We start from the raw sequence: 18487 nt of genomic DNA, 5'->3' as shown, positions 1-18487 counted from the left end.
GCATGTGTAGTATACATTACCCCAAAACCTCAAACAACTTTCTAAATTTTCTTATATAGCAAACCCTAAGAAGCCCTCTTCTTTTTCTGATTCAATTTTATACTTTCTTGATACACATCCATTGGTTTTTTATATTTCAATGTTTCATGGAATCTTTGGTGATTATAAAACTCAATATAATCATCTACATCCGTGGTTAACTCACTGATAGTTTGGTATTCGTTTAAATAAATCCTTTCACATTTAGCACTTCTCCAGAAGCGTTCAATGCAGATATTATCTGTGGCTCTGCCTTTGCCGTCCATTGAGATAGTAATACCCAGTTTTTTGAGTCGCTTGGTGTGCACCTCACTGGTGTATTGACTGCCTTGATCGGTATTAAATATCTCTGGGTGCGGGTATTTTTCTAAAGCATCGTTGAGTACGCTCATCACTAACTGTGAATCCATTGTGTTGGATATTCTGTGTGATAAAACAGCCTTGGAATGCCAATCAATAATAGCAGCCATATACACCATACCTCCCGCAATCTTAATGTAGGTGATGTCTGTACTCCAAACTTGATTAGCGTGGTTAATACCAAGACCTCGAAGCTTATAACTGTATTTTTTATGTGCTTTGATTGGTATGGCTGTATTAACCTGTTTAACCGCTAACACCGCTTTTAACCCCAACGCTTGGCGATAACGAGCCACTGTGTTTAAACTTACCTTGTAACCGTCTTCAAGTAGTTGTTGATGCACTTTTTTCTCACCGTAAATAGGTATTTGTTCAAACACCTTGGTGATATGAGATTTAATTTTATCTTTACGCACATTGGTACGCGGTGTGTAATATAAGCCACTCCTGTTAATGCTCAACAGTTGGCATTGTTGATTAATTGATAAAGGTTGTGTTGCAGATGTTGAAGACGGCTTGAAGTCAACTAATTGTTTAAGATTAGATAAGCCCAAGCTTTTTAGCTTTTTTGCTAACCATTCCTTCTATACGGTTACCTTGCCTACCAGAGCTGTTAAGCGCTCATTTTGTTTTTGTGATTTAACAAGCTCTTCTTTGTATTCTTTAACCGCCTTGGATGGCTCCATGGCAATTTCAGCATTAGCAAGGAAGGTTTTCTTCCAGTTTTGTAGGTTTTGTGGAAGGATGTTATGCTTGCTAGCAATCTGCACCAAGGTGCTTTCATTTTGTAATAACTCAAGCACTAATTTTGTTTTAAATGCTGAGGTGTATTTGGTTCGTTTTTTACTCATTTTTTTACTCCGATTTTTTTTGTTTAGTTTAACGGGTTTGAAATAAGAAAGTTTAGATTGTTGTCTGAAATTGTTGGGGTTTTATAGTATTTTAAAAAAGATAAGTTTAGGTGCTGTATTAATATTAACATTATCGGGTATCGCTACTGCAGAAAGTGCGGCAGGATATATTGCCAATATTGGCGTCCAGTCAAATATACAGGGTTTAGAAAGGGTAAAACAAATTTTGGTCGCACCCCCTTTTCTTCCAAAGCACGAACAAAAATATTCGGGTAAGCCTAGAATTATTGAGATGGAAATGATTATTGAAGAAAAAGAAATAGAGATTGAACCAGGGGTGTTTGTTCAAGCGATGACTTTTAATGGAACCAATCCAGGTCCAATGATGGTTGTGCATGAAGGTGATTATGTTGAATTAACTTTAAAAAACCCATCAACCAATTTTTTGGTACACAATATTGACTTTCACGCATCAACAGGTGCTTTAGGTGGTGGTGCTTTAACCAAGGTTGCCCCAGGTCAGCAGGTTGTCTTACGCTTTAAAGCCGATAGACCGGGTACTTATGTTTATCATTGTGCACCGGGTGGTACAATGATTCCCTACCATGTGGTTTCAGGCATGTATGGTGCCATTATGATTTTGCCAAAAGATGGACTTAAAGATAATAAGGGTCATTTAGTAACTTATGATAGGGCTTATTATGTGGGTGAACAGGGTTGGTATATTCCTAAAGATAAAAATGGTAAATATAAGCGCTACCCCAATGCGGTTGCATCGATGAATGACACCTTAAAAGTTATGAAAAAACTCACGCCAACACACATCACTTATAACGGCAAAAAAGGTGCTTTAACGGGTAAAAACGCAATGAAAGCCAAAGTCGGTGAAACCGTATTATTTATCCACTCACAAGCGAATGAAGATTCTCGTATTCATTTAATTGGCGGTCATGGAGACAATGTTTGGACAGGAGGCTCATTTAATAATACGCCAACCGTTGATAGAGAGACATGGAGTGTTTTAGGTGGTGAAGCAGTGGCTGCAACATATACCTTTAAACAACCTGGTATATATGCTTATGTTAATCATAACTTGATTGAAGCGATTATACTGGGTGCTGCTGCACATGTCTCTGTTGAAGGTGAGTGGAATAACGACTTGATGGAACAAGTTCAAGCGCCCACTAAAATAGAATAATAAAACTTCTCTAAGACCCGTATGGTGTAGAGATAGATATGGCCTTTAGTCTTTATTATTATAAATACAGGAGACCTTTGCATAAATAGGGATGATTAGCAAAATGACAGATTTTATTAAATTGGAAATTTTTTAAATCCACTCCTAGCAGGGCTAAGGGTGTTTTTAAAAAGTTTGTAATTTGATGAAAGATGGCGTTTTGATGATTATTCATATTTATGCAAAGGTCTCACAGTAATGATAAGGCTAAGGGCCATATTTTTTATGCATAAGATCAAACAGTTTATTTGGGCTCTTATTTTGGCAGGGTTGTTTTTAACGACAAATGCGCTTCCTGTCGGATTAAATACAGGTAGTTTTTCTATTAATTCAAGTGTGGCCTCTTTGATGGACTGGTATGCACAATTATTATCTAAAGATTCACAAAGTAAATTTTTAGATTATTATCCTAAGGAAATTCAGCAAATAAAAATAATCAAAATAAAGTTGATTGATTCGAAACAAGAAAATCGTCATAAATTTAATGTCGAATTGTTATTAACCTATAAAAACGCTAATAAGTTGATTAGCAAGACTGTCAGTGAAGTGCTTGTATTTTTATTGTCGCCATTAGGCAAGCCAGAATTAAATAAAATTATTAAAGATAAGGGAGAGTTTGCAACGGCAGCAAGTGGCAAAAATTTCAATCAACTCTATTATCAAAAACGACAGTTTGTTTATGCTTGGCTTGCTTGGCTCGATGGAGATAAATATAGGCTACCTACCATTGAAAATAAAGCAACTTATGTGGTTAATATAGCAGGGAAACAGATACAAGGCAGTGTGTTTTCTAGTTTAAAAAACGCAGTCAGTATCTATATAAAGGTAAGAATTTATTACATTCTATGGATGTTAAAGCGTTAAAAAATAATAAGTTTATTTTTAATCTTGTTATTCAATATAAGGGTGTGAACGCTAAAAATCAAAAAGTAATAGCGAAAATAAAACAAACTATTCATGTTAAGTTAAAAAATAATATTTGGCAGATAATTAGAATTCAAGAAAAACATTTGTTGCCTGATATTGCCCCGTGGATTGGATTCGTATGTTAAAAAAAATATTAATAACCATTCTACTGATAAGCAAATTTTCCTTTGCACAAGAAATGCCTATTTTAAGTGGCATTGGTGGAGAATTTTCTGCCATAAGCTCAATGACTGGAAAGGAAATTAAGTTCAGTAAATTTAAGGGTAAGGTTGTTCTTTTGTCATTTGGCTATACTAACTGTTCAGATATTTGCCCATTTACCTTGGGTTATTTACAACATTTATACGCAAAATTAACAGCAAAAGAGAAACAACAGATTCGCGTTATATTTGTCACTGTTGACCCAGAATATGACACACCAAAACATTTAAAAGAGTTTATGCAGCATTTTAATAAAAATTTTATTGGATTGACTGGTTCGAAGCAGACAATAAAAAAAATTACCGACTTATTTCAAGCGGAATACTCAAAATTAGCAGAAACCAGTATTCCAACAGAGTACATACGCAGAGTTAATCAAAAAACATTTAACAATGAAGTCGAAAAAAAAGCAGATAAATCCTCTCTTTTCTCTCATACAGTGGCTATTTATCTTATTGATAAAATGGGTAATACGCGATCTTTAGAGTACACAGGCACAGCAACGAAAAAATTTATTGAAAAAATACAGGTACTAATAGATGAATAAAATTATAATAATAGGTTTATTAATTTTTTTGGCTATCTTTTATGTTATTAATAGTCAAAAAAGTATACAAATAGAAGGTTTTTATATTGTATTACCCCCTAGTTCAAAAAGTGCTTCTGGGTATGGCATTATTAAAAATAAAAGCAATAAGCCAGATGTGTTAATAGGCGTTAGTAGCGATGATGCTACTGTTATGCTACATCAAACGCAAATACATTCAAATATGGCGAATATGGTGCATCATTCAAAATTTTCTATCAATGCAGGTAATTCTTTAATATTAAGACCGATGTCTTATCATTTAATGTTGACGCATATTTCTAAGTCTGCTCGTCACTCAATAAAAATTAAATTCGAATTTAAAAATGCTGGCATTATTGAAATAAAAATACCCATTCTTGATAGCCACAAATACAATTAATGGCGTCAATATTTTTTAGACTTGACCTATATCAAGGATTTGATTGTTAAGTGGGGTTATTATGGCGAGCGATGCTATTTTTTGAAAATAGTATTAGGATGGTAAACGCATTTTTTGAAATTAAACAAAAGGACAATAGTATGAAAAATTACACGACATTTTTTACGATAAAAAGACTATGGATAACATTGGTGGTGAGTTTAGTATTGTCTTTTTCTGCTTTACTTTACCTTGGTGGGCAGATTTATCAACAAGCACCGCCTATTCCTAATGCAGTAAAAACCACTAATGGCGTTATTATTTACAGTAAACAAGATATTGAAGATGGACAAAATATTTGGCAAACCACAGGCGGTATGCAGCAAGGTTCAGTTTGGGGGCATGGTAGTTATTTAGCACCAGACTGGAGTGCGGATTGGTTGCATCGTGAGGCTTTAAATTTATTGGATGTTATTAAGTCTAATAAATACAGGAGTAATTATTTAACTGTAAGCGAAAAAAATGCCTTATATACAGGCGAACTCAAAGAGGTAATGCGTAAAAATACCTATGACAGTTTGACAGGTATTACAACGGTTAGTAACGATAGAGCTATTGCCATCGGTAGAACAGAAGCCCATTTTGTTAATTTATATACATCTGATAGCACGGAATATAAAGCACTAAGGGAAAATTATGCATTTCCTATTCAGACCATTTTAAATAAAGAGAAAGCCAGGAAACTCAGTGCTTTTTTCTTTTGGACTTCTTGGGCGGCGTCCACTAATAGACCAGGCGACGATATAACTTATACCAGCAATTGGCCACATGAACCATTAGTGGGCAATACCCCATCTCCATCAGTATTGTTGTGGAGTATTATTTCAATAATTTTATTATTGGCAGGTATTGGCGGTATTGTTTGGTATTATGCATCACAATTTGACGATTGGCGTGAGCAGTCAGCGCCAGAAAACGGTATTGCAAAACAAGATTTCATTGAAAATACAAAAGTTACGCCCTCAATGCGAGCAACTGCCAAATATTTTTGGGTCGTTACCGCACTGTTTTTATCTCAGGTTTTATTGGGTATTGTTACCGCACATTATGCGGTAGATGGGCAAGAATTTTATGGCATCCCCATTGGAGATTATTTACCTTATGCGGTTAGCAGAACTTGGCATACGCAATTGGCCATTTTTTGGATTGCTACTGCATGGCTGGCGACAGGCTTGTATGTGGCACCGTTGATTTCTGGGCATGAGCCTAAATTCCAGCGTTTTGGCGTCAATTTCTTGTTTTTTAGTTTGTTATTGATTGTTGTTGGTTCATTTGCAGGTCAATGGTTAGCAGTTAATGGTTTTTTTGAAGATTTAACGCTGAATTTTTGGTTTGGACATCAGGGCTATGAATATGTGGATTTAGGACGCTTTTGGCAAATCTATTTATTTGTCGGTTTGATGCTGTGGGTGGGTTTATTATTAAGAGCTTTGCTACCTGCCTTTAAAGATAAAAATCTAAAATCATTATTATTTGTTGTTGTATTGGCGACTGTTTCTATTGGATTATTGTATGCCGCTGGCTTTATGTGGGGCAAAAATACCAACATCGCTATTATGGAATATTGGCGTTGGTGGGTAGTTCATCTTTGGGTTGAAGGTGTCTTTGAAGTCTTTGCCGCTGCTATTATTTCGGTATTATTCGTGCGCATGGGTTTGCTGCGCACCTCTGTAGCAACAACGATGGTGCTATTTACCACTATTGTCTTTTTAGGCGGTGGCGTGTTAGGGACTTTGCATCATATATATTGGAGCGGAACACCTATATCAATTATTGCCGTTGGCGCTACTTTCTCTGCACTTGAAGTAGTGCCTTTGGTGGTGATTGGCTTTGAAGCTTACAATCATAAAAAATTAGAACATCAAGCCGATTGGCAAACTAATTATCATTGGCCATTTATGTTTTTTAGTGCCGTGTTGTTTTGGAATTTAGTTGGTGCTGGATTATTTGGTTTCTTAATCAACCCACCTATTTCTCTTTACTATATGCAAGGTTTGAATATCACTGCCAATCATGGGCATGCTGCGTTATTTGGTGTTTATGGTATGCTGGGCATCGGGCTGATGTTATACGCTATGCGTGGGTTGACTGATGTCAGAAAATGGGATCATAAATTACTTAAAATCACCTTCTGGTCGCTTAATATCGGTTTAGCAATGATGACTTTCTTATCGTTACTACCGCAAGGCTTTTGGCAAACTTACCAGAGTATAGCCACCAGTTATGTCTCTGCTCGTTCAGTTGAATTTATACAAAGTGACATTATGCACGCTTTAGTTTGGGCGAGAGTGCCTGGCGATATTGTTTTTTCTGTCGGTGTCTTTGCTTTTGTATGGTTTGTGTTTAAAGCATTTGTTGGAAAGAAATAAAGAGTATATTGCTTGTTAGTAAAAAAGTAATTATTTGAGACCTTTGCATAAATAGGGATGATTAGCAAAATGACAGATTTTATTAAATTGGAAATTTTTTAAATCCACTCCTAGCAGGGCTAAGGGTGTTTTTAAAAAGTTTGTAATTTGATGAAAGATGGCGTTTTGATGATTATTCATATTTATGCAAAGGTCTCTATTTAATAAAAAACCCTGCTTTTGCAGGGTTTTTTATTGGACTATCTAATCACATCAAAGTCTGGATTAAGTCTCAACTCAAAATCTTCTGGATTAATCTTAGTGTTGACTTGCATATTATCAAATGAAATGTAAATAACCTGTTCCAGTTCGTTTTCTAATGAGATGGCGGACAGTTGGTTGCCAACAAAACCAAAACTGAGAGGTCGGGTACTTTGATTGGCGAGATACCAGTCAATACCGCCTGATGAGTAGGAATATTTAGGTGTGGTTTTAAGAGTGCTGGGTTTATTGATGAGCCAGTAGAGTGGGGTTTTTGAGAAGTCTTTTATTTTTTGCAATACGGCTTGCTCAAGTTCGGTGTCAACTAGCCATAGTTCATCATTATTGAGTATCAATATTTGTTCGCTTGGCTGGGTAGAATGCCAGCGCAGTTGTTGCGGGCGTTGAAAAGTGAATTTACCTGAGGTTTCGCTGATGAATATATCGCCAGCACTATAGGTGGTTTGGGTAAAGTTAGATTTTAGAGATTCTAATGTGTTGAAAAAATTAGAAAATTGTGTTCTCTCACTTTCAGCGAGTACGATATTACCCAACAGGATGGTTGTTAAGATAAGTGTTTTTGATAGTTTTTTAATCATTGTTAATTGGTTCTGGTGCCAACACTTGGCGGTTACCCGCATTGTTCATGCTGCTGACTACGCCAGCAGTCTCCATATCTTCGATAATACGCGCAGCACGATTATAGCCGATGCGCAATCGTCTTTGTAGGCTTGAAATAGAAGCCCTGCGTGAAGAAGTTACAATTTGGACGGCTTCATCATACAGTTCATCCATTTCACCATTGGTATTTGTGTCAGTGCCTTCGTGTGATTCAGCAGATTCACTGTGTGCATTAACAACGCTGTTCAGATAATTAGTTTCGGAATGTTCACGCAAAAATCCCACCACGCGCTCAATTTCTTCATCGCCAACAAATGCACCATGCACACGCACCGTATGTGAGATTCCTGGTGTCGTGTAAAGCATATCGCCCATGCCAAGTAATTGTTCGGCACCGCCTTGGTCAAGAATGGTACGAGAGTCTACTTTTGAAGACACCTTAAAAGCAACACGCGTTGGAATGTTGGATTTAATTAAACCCGTAATCACATCAACACTTGGGCGCTGAGTGGCAATAATAATATGAATTCCCGCTGCACGCGCTTTTTGTGCAAGGCGAATAATCAACGCTTCCACGCGTTTTGCCTTAGCACGGTCTTCTTGTGCTAAGGCACCGAGCATATCGGCATATTCATCAACCACTAACATAATCAGTGGCAACTGCTCTAATTCAGGGGCAGTTTCCCCTTCTTTAGCAGTATTTTCATTAAAGGACGGGTCTAACAATGGCCCACCTTCTTTTTTAGATTTGATGAGTTTTTCGTTAAAGCCATCGATATTACGCACTCCAAACTTGGCCAATAATAAATAACGACGCTCCATTTCATTCACACACCACCACAAAGCAGAAGCCGCCTGATTCATATCAGTAATGACTGGCGTTAGCAAGTGTGGTACATCGGCATAGCAAGATAATTCAACGATTTTAGGGTCAATCATAATCATCCGCACTTGCTCTGGCGTGGCTTTATATAACACACTTAAAATCATTGCATTCAACCCAACAGACTTACCCATTCCCGTTGCACCTGCAACTAATAGATGTGGCATTTTTGCTAAATTTGCAACGATTGGATGTCCGTTAATGTCTTTACCTAAAGCAACAGTGAGCATAGAAGTAGAATTATTAAATTCATCAGAATTGAGAATCTCTTTGAGTCCAATCATATCGCGTTCAGTATTTGGAATTTCTAAGCCTATGACAGGTTTACCAGGAATAACATCAACAATACGCACACTTTCCACCAATAAAGAACGCGCTAGGTCTTTGCTCAAATTCATAATTTGTGACACTTTTACCCCTGCTGCCAATGATAACTCAAATTGTGTAATAACAGGACCAGGTGTGACGGTGGTAATAGTGACATCAAAGCCAAAATCTTTGAGTTTTTCCTCAACTTGTCGTGACATTTCTTCCAATTCTTTGTCGGAATAGCCTTTGGAAGTGCTGTTAATTTCATCAAGTAGCGATAAATCGGGCAAACCGCTGAGTGTTTTATTTTTAAATAGATTAGAACTCGGTGGCACACTGTCAATTTTTTTAGGTTTTTTAGCCGATTTTATTTTTTTTGTCATGCTTTGTTTGGAGGCAACCATAACTTTGGAGGCTTGTTTTGCTTTTGCCCTCCTCCTATTTTCCTTAATTTTTTTCAATAATGTACCAAATATAGTGCCACTAGCAACAACAACTTTGATCCACGAAATACCACCCGCAATCGTCAGGCTAATCATAATGATACCTAAATACACAATCGCCGAGATTGAGCCAAACAGCACGCCAATATATTCGTGCACCAACTCTCCAATCCAACCCCCTGCAATTGCCCCTTCTTCAGTAAAATTTTGCGCTAATAATGCTGCAGAAAAAGCAATAAGCAAAATTACTGCAATAAATCGAATCCAAGCCACAACAGGTTTGCTCGGCATTTTTTCGGCATTTTTATGCGTTCTATAACCCGACCAAATTAACGCAATCGGTATCACATAAGCACTATAACCCAAGACTGATAAACTAATATCGCTTAAATATGCACCGATTATGCCAGCTAAATTAATCACCGAATCACCCAGTACCACACTGCTAGACCATGGATTTTCCGTTGAAGAGTGTGTCACAAGTGCCACCAGCCAAATCAGTCCAAATACTGTCAGAGTAATAAAAATGACTTCATTGGTGGTGTGTGAACGAGGTTCTTTGATGCGTTTAGGGCGAGTAGATTTGTTATTTGTTTCCAAGGCGATTTACACTTACTTTATAATAGAATGTTTAATTTGTATAAGTATATAGGATTGACATCAAAATGAGTGAAAAAAAACATTGTAAAGTATTAATTATTGGCTCAGGCCCAGCAGGTTATTCTGCGGCAGTTTATGCAGCGAGAGCAAACCTTGCTCCCGTGATTGTAAGCGGGATGGAGCAAGGTGGACAGTTGATGAGCACCACAGATGTGGATAATTGGCCTGGTGACAACGACGGCGTGCAAGGTCCCGACTTAATGATGCGAATGCAAAAACATGCCGAACGCTTTAATACTGAAATTATTAACGACTATATTAAAGAGGTTAATTTTTCCTCTCGTCCATTTGTTTTAAACGGTGCAGACGCCACTTATACAGCTGATGCCGTGATTATTGCCACGGGAGCCAGTGCGCGTTATTTAGGCTTAGAATCAGAAGAAGCCTTTAAAGGCAGAGGCGTCAGTGCGTGTGCTACTTGCGACGGCTTCTTTTATCGTGGGCAGAAAGTTGCTGTAATTGGCGGCGGTAATACGGCAGTTGAAGAAGCATTATTTTTATCAAATATCGCTGACCATGTGACGATTATTCATCGTCGAGATACATTTTCCAGTGAAAAAATTCTATCTGACCAGTTAATTGAAAAATCAAAAACAGGCAACATCACCATTGAATATAATCAAAATCTTGATGAAGTATTAGGTGATGATGCAGGAGTAACAGGTTTAAGATTAAAAAATAACGATGGTAGCACCAAAGATATTGATGTTCACGGTGTGTTTATTGCCATCGGCCACACACCTAATACAGGTATTTTTGAAAGCAGTGTAGAAATGAATCACGGCTATATCCAAGTGCAAAGTGGTACACAAGGAAACGCCACACAAACCAGCGTCGAAGGCGTATTCGCAGCAGGCGATGTTGCTGACCACATCTATCGTCAAGCCATCACCTCAGCAGGCTCAGGCTGTATGGCAGCATTAGATGCTGAAAGATTTTTAGGGGAGTAGTTATTTAATGGGTATAATTGCTGTTTTTTAAGGCCACATAGCTCAGTTGGTAGAGCAAGGGATTGAAAATCCCTGTGTCCCTAGTTCAATTCTAGGTGTGGCCACCATATTCTAAAAGAAGCTTGCAGAGATGCGAGCTTTTTTTATGCCAAGCAGATGTGTGCTTTGTCCGCTTTGATGTCAATTAGGTGCTACTATGAGACCTTTGCATAAATAGGGATGATTAGCAAAATGACAGATTTTATTAAATTGGAAATTTTTTAAATCCACTCCTAGCAGGGCTAAGGGTGTTTTTAAAAAGTTTGTAATTTGATGAAAGATGGCGTTTTGATGATTATTCATATTTATGCAAAGGTCTCACTATATTAATACACAAAGAAAATACTTATCAATGCTGCATTTAAAAACCTCATAACAATAGGGTTTTTAATCTATATTATATATATTTTATATAATAGACTTGTAATATTGTAAAGGTCTGATATAATTACTGGCATGTCGCCATTCTCCCCCAAGAATTTATCCTCTCCTCAAGAGATAAAAATGGTGACATGCTAATTTTAAAAGCACTATTAACTATCCAGTTATTAGTGCTTTTTTTATTTATCAAAAATTCAAGAAATAGCATGAGACCTTTGCATAAATAGGGATGATTAGCAAAATGACAGATTTTATTAAATTGGAAATTTTTTAAATCCACTCCTAGCAGGGCTAAGAGTGTTTTTAAAAAGTTTGTAATTTGATGAAAGATGGCGTTTTGATGATTATTCATATTTATGCAAAGGTCTCAGCATATATACTATTTCTTGTGCAACTTCCAGTAGTCTAATGGACAATAAACTTGCCTTATAATTCGGAAATGTAAGAAAGTCAAAAACACTAAGGAATAAAGCCTGTTAAATAGCAACAGGCTGTAAACAATGAAATACTATAAATAACTAGGTAAATCAATGCTTTAAAATGGTGGGCCTACTTGGACTTGAACCAAGGACCAATCGATTATGAGTCGATTGCTCTAACCAACTGAGCTATAGGCCCGTAAAGGGTTATTCTAAGAAGCTTTGCAATTTGTGTGCTCTGGATGGATGTCTGAGTTTACGCAGAGCTTTAGCTTCGATTTGACGGATACGCTCACGCGTCACATCAAATTGGCGGCCGACTTCTTCTAAGGTATGATCGGTGTTCATATCAATACCAAAGCGCATTTTTAATACTTTCGCCTCTCTTGGCGACAAGTTAGCGAGTAAGTCGCCCGTTGTTTCTCTTAGGCTTTCTTTAGTAGTAATTTCCACTGGCGAAGATAGATTGGTATCTTCAATAAAATCACCCAAATTTGAATCTTCATCGTCCCCAACAGGAGTTTCCATGGATAAAGGCTCTTTAGCAATCTTTAAAATCTTAATAATTTTACTTTCTGGTAATTCCATTTCTACTGACAACTCTTCAGGTGTAGCCTCTCTACCATATTTTTGCAACAATTGACGCTTCACACGATTGAGTTTATTAATGGTTTCAATCATATGTACTGGAATGCGAATGGTGCGTGCTTGGTCAGCGATTGAGCGGGTAATTGCTTGACGAATCCACCAAGTTGCATAGGTTGAAAATTTGTAACCACGACGATATTCAAACTTGTCAACAGCTTTCATTAAACCAACATTACCTTCTTGAATTAAATCTAAGAATTGCAAGCCACGGTTAGCGTATTTTTTAGCAATTGAAATTACCAAACGCAAGTTGGCTTCAATCATTTGTGATTTTGCTACTTTCGCACGGCGATCGCCACGGCGATATAATTTATTGATTGCTTTTAGCTCGGAAATAGTGAGTTGCATCTCTTCTTCGTGGTCGCGTAGATTTTTTTGCGCATAATAAATTTTGTCTTCACTGCTGGATAATTTTTCCTTTACTTTGGCATCTAATTTGGCTTTTTTCAACCAATCAAAATTCGTTTCATCACCCGAAAATAATTCAAAAAATTGCTTGCGTTCCATATCGGCATATAAACAAGCACTTTGGATAATTTTTTCTTGTTTTTTGACTTTGTCAACACGGTCGCAAACAACCTCTATCATCGTAGTCACCAATTTTGGTGATAGGCGTAAATCTGACAAATGCCTTGATAGTTCTGTGCGTGTGGCAACTGTTTTTTGGTCATAAGCCCCGTATTTTTTACTGGCATTTTGATATTTTTTAGAAGACTTTACAATTTTGTCAAAACGCACATACACTTGCTCCTCGTCTGGACCCGTATACTCCATCTCTTCCATATCTGCATATTCTTCATCATCGTCATACTCACCTGCATCAAAGGCTGCTTTTTTCTTGGCAAAATCTTGCGCGTCATTTTGATAACCAATAATAACATCGGTCATCTTACATTTACCTTCTTTAAGTCGTGTATGTGCTTTGAAAAAGTAGTCAGTAATGGCTGGGTAAAGTGTAATTGCTTGCATAATTTCAAAAATACCTGCTTCAATTTCTTTAGCAATACGGATTTCATCTTCCTGCTCTAGTAAATCCACTATGCCCATTTCACGCATATACATTCTAACTGGATCGGTGGTTCTGCCAAATTCTGAGTCAAGTGCAGCAAGCGCAGCAACCGCTGCTTCCGCAGAAGTAGATTGTGCTTTTGCACCTGATTCTACAACCAAAGTATCGGCATCAGGAATAGTTTCAGAAACTACAATATCCAACTCTTCCAAAATGGTCACAATTGGTTCAATTTGTTCCTGTGTCAGTAAGTCCTTCGGTAATAAATCATTCAGTTCGGAATAAGTTAAATAACCTTTGTCCTTACCAATCATAATGAGTTTTTCGAGTGTTTGTTTATGTGCTTTTGTTGTAGTTTTCATAAATGATTTTTATTTGACGATTGGGCAGAAGAAGTGATTATACATATATAGGGGGTTAAGTTTATATTTCAAGTACGATTTTTATTCCGCATCAGAGAAAATAGTGCTGATGGATTGCTCTTCGCTAATACGTTTAATGACTTCTGCCAATTTTGGTGCAAAAGATAATTGTCTAATTTTATCGCAACTGGTTGCTGAATCTGATAAAGGAATAGTATTGGTTGCCACTAGCTCATCCAATTCTGAGTTATTAATATTGTCAATTGCCTTGCCAGATAAGACGGCATGTGTCGTATAAGCAACCACTTTTTTAGCACCTCTTTCTTTGAGAATTACCGCCGCTTGACAAAGTGTACTTGCTGTATCGACCATATCGTCAATTAGCACACAAGTTTTACCTTTCACTTCACCAATCACATTCATTACTTCCACTACATTGGCTTTAGGGCGGCGTTTGTCAATAATTGCCAAATCTGCATCGTTCAATTTCTTAGCCGCTGCACGCGCACGCACCACACCGCCAACATCTGGCGACACCACAACGATATCATCATAATTTTGCGCCATAATATCGTCTAATAAAACAGGTTGAGCATAAATATTATCAATCGGAATGTTGAAAAACCCTTGAATTTGGTCAGCATGTAAATCTACTGTTAAAATTCTATCAACGCCTGCTGCTTCAATCATTTTTGCCGCTAATTTTGCCGTAATCGGTACACGCGTCAGCCGTGAACGACGGTCTTGACGAGAATAACCCAAGTAAGGCACAACCGCCGTAATTCTCGACGCAGAAGAACGCTTCAACGCGTCTACCATAATCAATAATTCCATCAAAGTCTCTGCTGGCGATGGTCCACAAGTCGGTTGCAATACAAACACATCGCAACCACGCACATTTTCTAAAATTTCAACTTGCGACTCCCCATCACTGAATTGACTAACAAGCGCCTTGCCTTGCACAACCCCAAGGTTTGAAATAATTTCGCCAGAAAGTTGTGGATTAGCATTGCCGCTAAATATTTTAATTTTGTCAAGTGACATAAACTTTAATGATAACTAAAAAGTGCCCAAATTATACTGTATTTACGGGATAAATTCTTCAATAGACGAAGAAATTTAGCCATTTAAAAATGACTAAAAAATCTTGCAAAATTAAACGAAGTCAGTAAAGACAACGCAAAAATAGAATTGGCTGGGCTGGCAGGATTTGAACCTGCGCATGACGGGATCAAAACCCGTTGCCTTACCGCTTGGCGACAGCCCAATTAAGGATTAACTTTCGTTAATAGTTGGCGAGGTATCAAGTGCTTTCGCAACAAACCCCGCCCATCGCTTTGGCACATTTTTCAGTGCTACCAAAGCATCTTTCTCATCTTTAAACTCCACAAAAACACAGCAACCTGTGCCTGTCATCCTTGGCGCATAAAGGGTATTTTTAGCTGATTTTAAATGCGTTAACGCTTCTAAAACCTCACCCTCCAATTCTATAGCAGCCTCAAGACAATCATTTCGTGGATTGATTAACTCTGAGAAAGGGTGCATTTTCCCTAGAATAGGAGTCATTGTCAATGCTTTATGCGAGAAAATTTCTTTAGTTGAAATATGTTTATTAATAGAGACGACTAAAAAAGTGTGTTTTGGTAATGCCATCGGTGTCAAAATATCACCCACACCCTCCGCCCAAGCACTATGTCCAGCAATAAAAATTGGCACATCAGCCCCTAATGACAAGCCAATTTTTGAGAGTTCCTGAGTAGAATATTGCGTGCCCCATAATTGATTGAGTGCAATTAATGTGGTTGCAGCATTTGAGCTACCCCCGCCCAATCCACCCCCTGCAGGAATTTTTTTCAACACTGAAATATTGACACCCAATGTTGTTTTTGTGGATTTTTGTAGTGCTTTGGCTGCTCGAACAATCAAATCATCCGCTTCCGACACATTTTCGTTGCCAGAAATACGAGCAATAACCCCATCTGTTCTAGTTTCAAAACACAATTCATCGTAATAATCTAACAACTGAAAAATACTTTGCAGGTTGTGATATCCATCTGAGCGTTTAGAATTGATGTGCAAAAATAAGTTAATTTTTGCAGGGGATTGCCAAATTTTAAGATTTTTATTGATTTTCTTCGGCGTGTTTATATAAGCATTTGTAAGTTAAATAGAGACCAACTTCCCCTGTTTTTTCAAACAGAATCCCATCGCGTATTAAATTGATTGTTTGTTCTGTGAGTTTAGGGCGCTTAGCATTAACCAATGTAAGTTTTACATCAAGAATGCCAATCATAACTGAAAGGATTATTCTAGAAGCGGTGGTTAAGCCACCCCTTTCTAAGAAGCTTGATAAAGTTTTTGCAAGAAAGAAAATAATTTTAAATTCATCAATAGAGCCTTTTGGCACAACTGAAAAGTCATTCAGGTAGGTATTAATTTTATCAGAAGTGGCAATAAATATTTCTTCAGAGGAGAAATTAATGCACCTTTCAAAATCAGTTTGAACTTTATCCAATGCAACGGAATCGTGCTGGATGCCTGTAATTTGTGTATAACCTTTATAGGCATGAGGCAAGGTGTTTGTAAATACTTTTAAGAATCTTTGATAATGAGGTTTATATATCGTTGTAATCGGGTCGGACATTGCTACCTAAATCGATAGAAAATCATCGTTTAAGTGTTTGCCATCTTCTAAAGAAATAAGAAAATTTTCATCAATTGAATTTGAGTTTTTTCCACTTGTGTCAAAATAAAACTTCGGCTCTGCTTTTATTGCAATGTTGCCAATTCTTTCTGCAGATTCTTGTGCGAATTTAATACTTTCTTGGGTTGGTAAATTCATTGGTTATCCTCTAATTATGTTTTGCGATAATTCTGCACTTGTATTTGCTAATTTTGTAGTAAAGCTCTAAATTCAGTGTTTCGGTGTCTAACAGTGCAAATAAAAGAATAATATTATACCAAAATTAAACTTGAATAAAAGTTTTTCTATAATGTTTAAGTTCTCTGATAGATTCATGAATATCTGCCAATGCTAAATGCTCAGATTCACCTTCTCGCACTAGGGCAGCGTCAGGCTTCCAGCGTTTAATTAACTCTTTTAAAGTGCTGACATCAATGTGGCGATAGTGAAAAAACTTTTCCAGAGTCGGCATCGTATTATACAAAAAACGCCGGTCTTGGCAAATGGTATTGCCACACATTGGCGATGCTCCTTTTTCCACCCATTCTTTTAAAAAATCTATGGTTTCAATTTCGGCTTGTTGAGTAGAAATGCGGCTTTCTTTAATGCGTTTAACCAAGCCAGACTGATTGTGATGTTCGGTATTCCACTCGTCCATTGCGTTTAAAGTTTCATCACTTTGATGAATCGCAAGTGCAGGGCCTTCTGCCAAAATATTCAAATCTTTGTCAGTTACAATGGTCGCAATTTCGATAATCACATCGCTTTCAGGTAATAAGCCCGTCATTTCCAAATCAATCCAAATTAAATTAGTTTCTCTATCTGACATTTAACACCCCGTGCTTTCTTTGACGAAGTCATCAAGTTTTTGATGTGCAGCGCCACTGTTTAAAATTTCTATCGCTTTATCGATACCCTGTTGCAATGAATCAGCCATGCCCGACACATAAATCGCTGCACCTGCATTCAAAGCAATAATATTTTTACCCGCACCATCTTTACCGTCCAATGCATTTTGAATTAACACCAATGAGCTTTCTGCATCATCTGCTTTAATTTCATTCAAATCACCAAGGGGTAATCCAAAATCTGTCGGATTAATTGTATAAGTTGTCACTTTACTGTTTTTTAATTCTGCAACAAAAGTATCGTCGGCAATTGAAATCTCATCCAGTCCATCCTTAGAATGTACCACCATTACATGTTTAGACCCTAAACTTTTCAGAACATTTGCAATTGGTTCAACCAATGTTTTATCGTAAACACCCATCACTTGATGGGGTGCTTTGGCTGGGTTAGTCAGTGGACCTAAGACATTGAAAATCGTGCGAACTGCTAAATCTTTGCGGGTATCAGCAACATGCTTCATTGCTAAATGGTGCGCAGGAGCAAACATAAAACCAACACCAATTTTCTCCACGCATTTGCCAATTTCTTCTGGTGTCATATAGAGGTTAACCCCCGCTGCTTCCAAAACATCAGCACTGCCAGATTTAGAGGAAATACTGCGATTGCCATGCTTAGCAACCTTTGCTCCTGCTGCTGCCACAACAAAAGCGCAGGCGGTTGAGATATTAAATAAACCTAACCCATCACCCCCTGTGCCACAGGTGTCAACCAAATGTGTTGTATCATGAACCTTAACTCCAGATGCCAGTGAGTGCATTACCTTTGCTGCTGCTGTTATTTCTTGAATTGTCTCACCTTTCACCGCCAAACCGACTAAAAAACCACCATTTTGAACACCTGTAGTTTTGCCCGTCATAATATCACTCATCACGCCGTGCATTTGCTTTTCGCTCAAATCTTGCTTAGCAATCACGGCTTTTATCGCTTCTTGTATATTCAT

21 protein-coding genes and 3 tRNA genes are annotated in these 18487 nt (G+C 37.5%); 7 read left to right on the top strand and 17 right to left on the bottom strand.

Annotated features, from left to right (window positions below; genetic code table 11):
* Positions 1 to 65: 65 nt before the first annotated feature.
* Positions 66 to 953 (bottom strand): IS3 family transposase, encoded by an 888-nt coding sequence (locus tag AB8525_RS06680; RefSeq protein ID WP_369177013.1) that lies wholly within the window; start codon positions 951 to 953, stop codon positions 66 to 68.
* A gap of 30 nt (positions 954 to 983) precedes the next feature.
* On the bottom strand, positions 984 to 1250 hold the full coding sequence (locus tag AB8525_RS06675) for a transposase (RefSeq protein WP_369177012.1): 267 nt from the start codon (positions 1248 to 1250) through the stop codon (positions 984 to 986).
* A 139-nt stretch (positions 1251 to 1389) separates the two neighbouring features.
* Between AB8525_RS06675 and nirK the strand changes: the two genes are divergently transcribed.
* Positions 1390 to 2448 carry a copper-containing nitrite reductase gene (nirK, locus tag AB8525_RS06670; protein WP_369179029.1) on the top strand — a complete coding sequence of 353 codons (1059 nt, stop codon included), beginning with the start codon at positions 1390 to 1392 and terminating at the stop codon, positions 2446 to 2448.
* Between the two features lie 58 nt (positions 2449 to 2506).
* Here the strand turns inward: nirK and AB8525_RS06665 are convergent, their stop codons facing one another.
* Positions 2507 to 2662, bottom strand: a complete 156-nt coding sequence (locus AB8525_RS06665; protein WP_369177010.1) for a hypothetical protein — start codon at positions 2660 to 2662, stop codon at positions 2507 to 2509.
* A 50-nt stretch (positions 2663 to 2712) separates the two neighbouring features.
* Between AB8525_RS06665 and AB8525_RS06660 the strand changes: the two genes are divergently transcribed.
* From AB8525_RS06660 to AB8525_RS06645, 4 genes are all read left to right on the top strand, one after another.
* Positions 2713 to 3351: a hypothetical protein gene (locus tag AB8525_RS06660; RefSeq protein WP_369177008.1), complete on the top strand. Its 639-nt coding sequence runs from the start codon at positions 2713 to 2715 to the stop codon at positions 3349 to 3351.
* Positions 3352 to 3532: 181 nt separating this feature from the next.
* Positions 3533 to 4162 (top strand): SCO family protein, encoded by a 630-nt coding sequence (locus AB8525_RS06655; protein ID WP_369177006.1) that lies wholly within the window; start codon positions 3533 to 3535, stop codon positions 4160 to 4162.
* A complete protein-coding gene (locus tag AB8525_RS06650; RefSeq protein WP_369177005.1) occupies positions 4155 to 4583 on the top strand; it encodes a copper chaperone PCu(A)C in 429 nt (142 codons plus the stop codon). The genes AB8525_RS06655 and AB8525_RS06650 overlap by 8 nt, the downstream gene beginning before the upstream one ends.
* A 140-nt stretch (positions 4584 to 4723) precedes the next feature.
* Positions 4724 to 6991 (top strand): nitric-oxide reductase large subunit, encoded by a 2268-nt coding sequence (locus AB8525_RS06645; protein ID WP_369177003.1) that lies wholly within the window; start codon positions 4724 to 4726, stop codon positions 6989 to 6991.
* Positions 6992 to 7021: 30 nt separating this feature from the next.
* Here AB8525_RS06645 and AB8525_RS06640 read toward each other — a convergent pair whose 3' ends face one another.
* The 3 genes from AB8525_RS06640 to AB8525_RS06630 are packed head-to-tail and all read right to left on the bottom strand — an operon-like array spanning position 7022 to position 10087.
* On the bottom strand, positions 7022 to 7171 hold the full coding sequence (locus AB8525_RS06640) for a hypothetical protein (protein WP_369150286.1): 150 nt from the start codon (positions 7169 to 7171) through the stop codon (positions 7022 to 7024).
* A gap of 59 nt (positions 7172 to 7230) precedes the next feature.
* Positions 7231 to 7830, bottom strand: a complete 600-nt coding sequence (locus AB8525_RS06635) for an outer membrane lipoprotein carrier protein LolA (RefSeq protein ID WP_369177001.1) — start codon at positions 7828 to 7830, stop codon at positions 7231 to 7233.
* Entirely contained in the window at positions 7823 to 10087 is a 2265-nt protein-coding gene (locus AB8525_RS06630; protein ID WP_369177000.1) for a DNA translocase FtsK, read from the bottom strand. Before AB8525_RS06630 ends, AB8525_RS06635 begins: the two co-directional genes overlap by 8 nt.
* Before the next feature lie 65 nt (positions 10088 to 10152).
* Between AB8525_RS06630 and trxB the strand changes: the two genes are divergently transcribed.
* Complete coding sequence (gene trxB / locus AB8525_RS06625; protein WP_369176998.1) at positions 10153 to 11097, top strand: thioredoxin-disulfide reductase; 945 nt, start codon at positions 10153 to 10155, stop codon at positions 11095 to 11097.
* A 31-nt stretch (positions 11098 to 11128) separates the two neighbouring features.
* A tRNA-Phe gene (locus tag AB8525_RS06620) sits at positions 11129 to 11204 on the top strand.
* Positions 11205 to 11277: 73 nt separating this feature from the next.
* On the opposite strand, the gene AB8525_RS06615 is transcribed toward AB8525_RS06620, so the two are convergent.
* From AB8525_RS06615 to trpD, 11 genes are all read right to left on the bottom strand, one after another.
* Positions 11278 to 11439: a hypothetical protein gene (locus tag AB8525_RS06615; RefSeq protein ID WP_369176996.1), complete on the bottom strand. Its 162-nt coding sequence runs from the start codon at positions 11437 to 11439 to the stop codon at positions 11278 to 11280.
* 145 nt (positions 11440 to 11584) lie between these two features.
* A complete protein-coding gene (locus AB8525_RS06610; RefSeq protein WP_369176994.1) occupies positions 11585 to 11869 on the bottom strand; it encodes a hypothetical protein in 285 nt (94 codons plus the stop codon).
* 189 nt (positions 11870 to 12058) lie between these two features.
* A tRNA-Ile gene (locus AB8525_RS06605) sits at positions 12059 to 12135 on the bottom strand.
* An 8-nt stretch (positions 12136 to 12143) separates the two neighbouring features.
* Positions 12144 to 13955 carry an RNA polymerase sigma factor RpoD gene (gene rpoD / locus AB8525_RS06600; RefSeq protein ID WP_369150271.1) on the bottom strand — a complete coding sequence of 604 codons (1812 nt, stop codon included), beginning with the start codon at positions 13953 to 13955 and terminating at the stop codon, positions 12144 to 12146.
* Between the two features lie 81 nt (positions 13956 to 14036).
* Entirely contained in the window at positions 14037 to 14999 is a 963-nt protein-coding gene (locus AB8525_RS06595; protein WP_369176992.1) for a ribose-phosphate pyrophosphokinase, read from the bottom strand.
* Between the two features lie 148 nt (positions 15000 to 15147).
* Positions 15148 to 15222 (bottom strand) — tRNA-Gln (locus AB8525_RS06590).
* Between the two features lie 8 nt (positions 15223 to 15230).
* Positions 15231 to 16034 carry a 4-(cytidine 5'-diphospho)-2-C-methyl-D-erythritol kinase gene (ispE, locus tag AB8525_RS06585; RefSeq protein ID WP_369176990.1) on the bottom strand — a complete coding sequence of 268 codons (804 nt, stop codon included), beginning with the start codon at positions 16032 to 16034 and terminating at the stop codon, positions 15231 to 15233.
* Between the two features lie 43 nt (positions 16035 to 16077).
* The gene (locus AB8525_RS06580) at positions 16078 to 16599 is read right to left on the bottom strand and encodes a hypothetical protein (RefSeq protein WP_369176988.1); all 522 of its coding nucleotides are present in this window, start codon (positions 16597 to 16599) and stop codon (positions 16078 to 16080) included.
* Positions 16600 to 16605: 6 nt separating this feature from the next.
* A complete protein-coding gene (locus tag AB8525_RS06575; RefSeq protein ID WP_369176986.1) occupies positions 16606 to 16797 on the bottom strand; it encodes a hypothetical protein in 192 nt (63 codons plus the stop codon).
* Positions 16798 to 16921: 124 nt separating this feature from the next.
* The gene (gene orn, locus AB8525_RS06570; protein ID WP_369176984.1) at positions 16922 to 17467 is read right to left on the bottom strand and encodes an oligoribonuclease; all 546 of its coding nucleotides are present in this window, start codon (positions 17465 to 17467) and stop codon (positions 16922 to 16924) included.
* Positions 17468 to 18487 carry an anthranilate phosphoribosyltransferase gene (gene trpD / locus AB8525_RS06565; RefSeq protein WP_369150265.1) on the bottom strand — a complete coding sequence of 340 codons (1020 nt, stop codon included), beginning with the start codon at positions 18485 to 18487 and terminating at the stop codon, positions 17468 to 17470.

The sequence above is a fragment of the Candidatus Thiodubiliella endoseptemdiera genome, assembly GCF_964212635.1.
GTDB classification, from domain to species: domain Bacteria; phylum Pseudomonadota; class Gammaproteobacteria; order PS1; family Pseudothioglobaceae; genus Thiodubiliella; species Thiodubiliella endoseptemdiera.
The sequence above is the reverse complement of the archived record's forward strand: the minus strand, read 5'-3'. Positions and strand labels throughout refer to the sequence as shown.

Coding starts and splice junctions, on each gene's coding strand:
- AB8525_RS06655 (WP_369177006.1), top strand. CDS start 3,533: ATGTTAAAAAAAATATTAATAACCATTCTACTGATAAGCAAATTTTCC.
- AB8525_RS06650 (WP_369177005.1), top strand. CDS start 4,155: ATGAATAAAATTATAATAATAGGTTTATTAATTTTTTTGGCTATCTTT.
- AB8525_RS06635 (WP_369177001.1), bottom strand. CDS start 7,830: ATGATTAAAAAACTATCAAAAACACTTATCTTAACAACCATCCTGTTG.
- rpoD (WP_369150271.1), bottom strand. CDS start 13,955: ATGAAAACTACAACAAAAGCACATAAACAAACACTCGAAAAACTCATT.
- AB8525_RS06595 (WP_369176992.1), bottom strand. CDS start 14,999: ATGTCACTTGACAAAATTAAAATATTTAGCGGCAATGCTAATCCACAA.
- AB8525_RS06580 (WP_369176988.1), bottom strand. CDS start 16,599: ATGTCCGACCCGATTACAACGATATATAAACCTCATTATCAAAGATTC.
- trpD (WP_369150265.1), bottom strand. CDS start 18,487: ATGAATATACAAGAAGCGATAAAAGCCGTGATTGCTAAGCAAGATTTG.
- AB8525_RS06665 (WP_369177010.1), bottom strand. CDS start 2,662: ATGAATAATCATCAAAACGCCATCTTTCATCAAATTACAAACTTTTTA.
- orn (WP_369176984.1), bottom strand. CDS start 17,467: ATGTCAGATAGAGAAACTAATTTAATTTGGATTGATTTGGAAATGACG.
- AB8525_RS06575 (WP_369176986.1), bottom strand. CDS start 16,797: ATGAATTTACCAACCCAAGAAAGTATTAAATTCGCACAAGAATCTGCA.
- trxB (WP_369176998.1), top strand. CDS start 10,153: ATGAGTGAAAAAAAACATTGTAAAGTATTAATTATTGGCTCAGGCCCA.
- AB8525_RS06645 (WP_369177003.1), top strand. CDS start 4,724: ATGAAAAATTACACGACATTTTTTACGATAAAAAGACTATGGATAACA.
- AB8525_RS06675 (WP_369177012.1), bottom strand. CDS start 1,250: ATGAGTAAAAAACGAACCAAATACACCTCAGCATTTAAAACAAAATTA.
- AB8525_RS06610 (WP_369176994.1), bottom strand. CDS start 11,869: ATGAATAATCATCAAAACGCCATCTTTCATCAAATTACAAACTTTTTA.
- AB8525_RS06640 (WP_369150286.1), bottom strand. CDS start 7,171: ATGAATAATCATCAAAACGCCATCTTTCATCAAATTACAAACTTTTTA.
- AB8525_RS06615 (WP_369176996.1), bottom strand. CDS start 11,439: ATGAATAATCATCAAAACGCCATCTTTCATCAAATTACAAACTTTTTA.
- AB8525_RS06660 (WP_369177008.1), top strand. CDS start 2,713: ATGCATAAGATCAAACAGTTTATTTGGGCTCTTATTTTGGCAGGGTTG.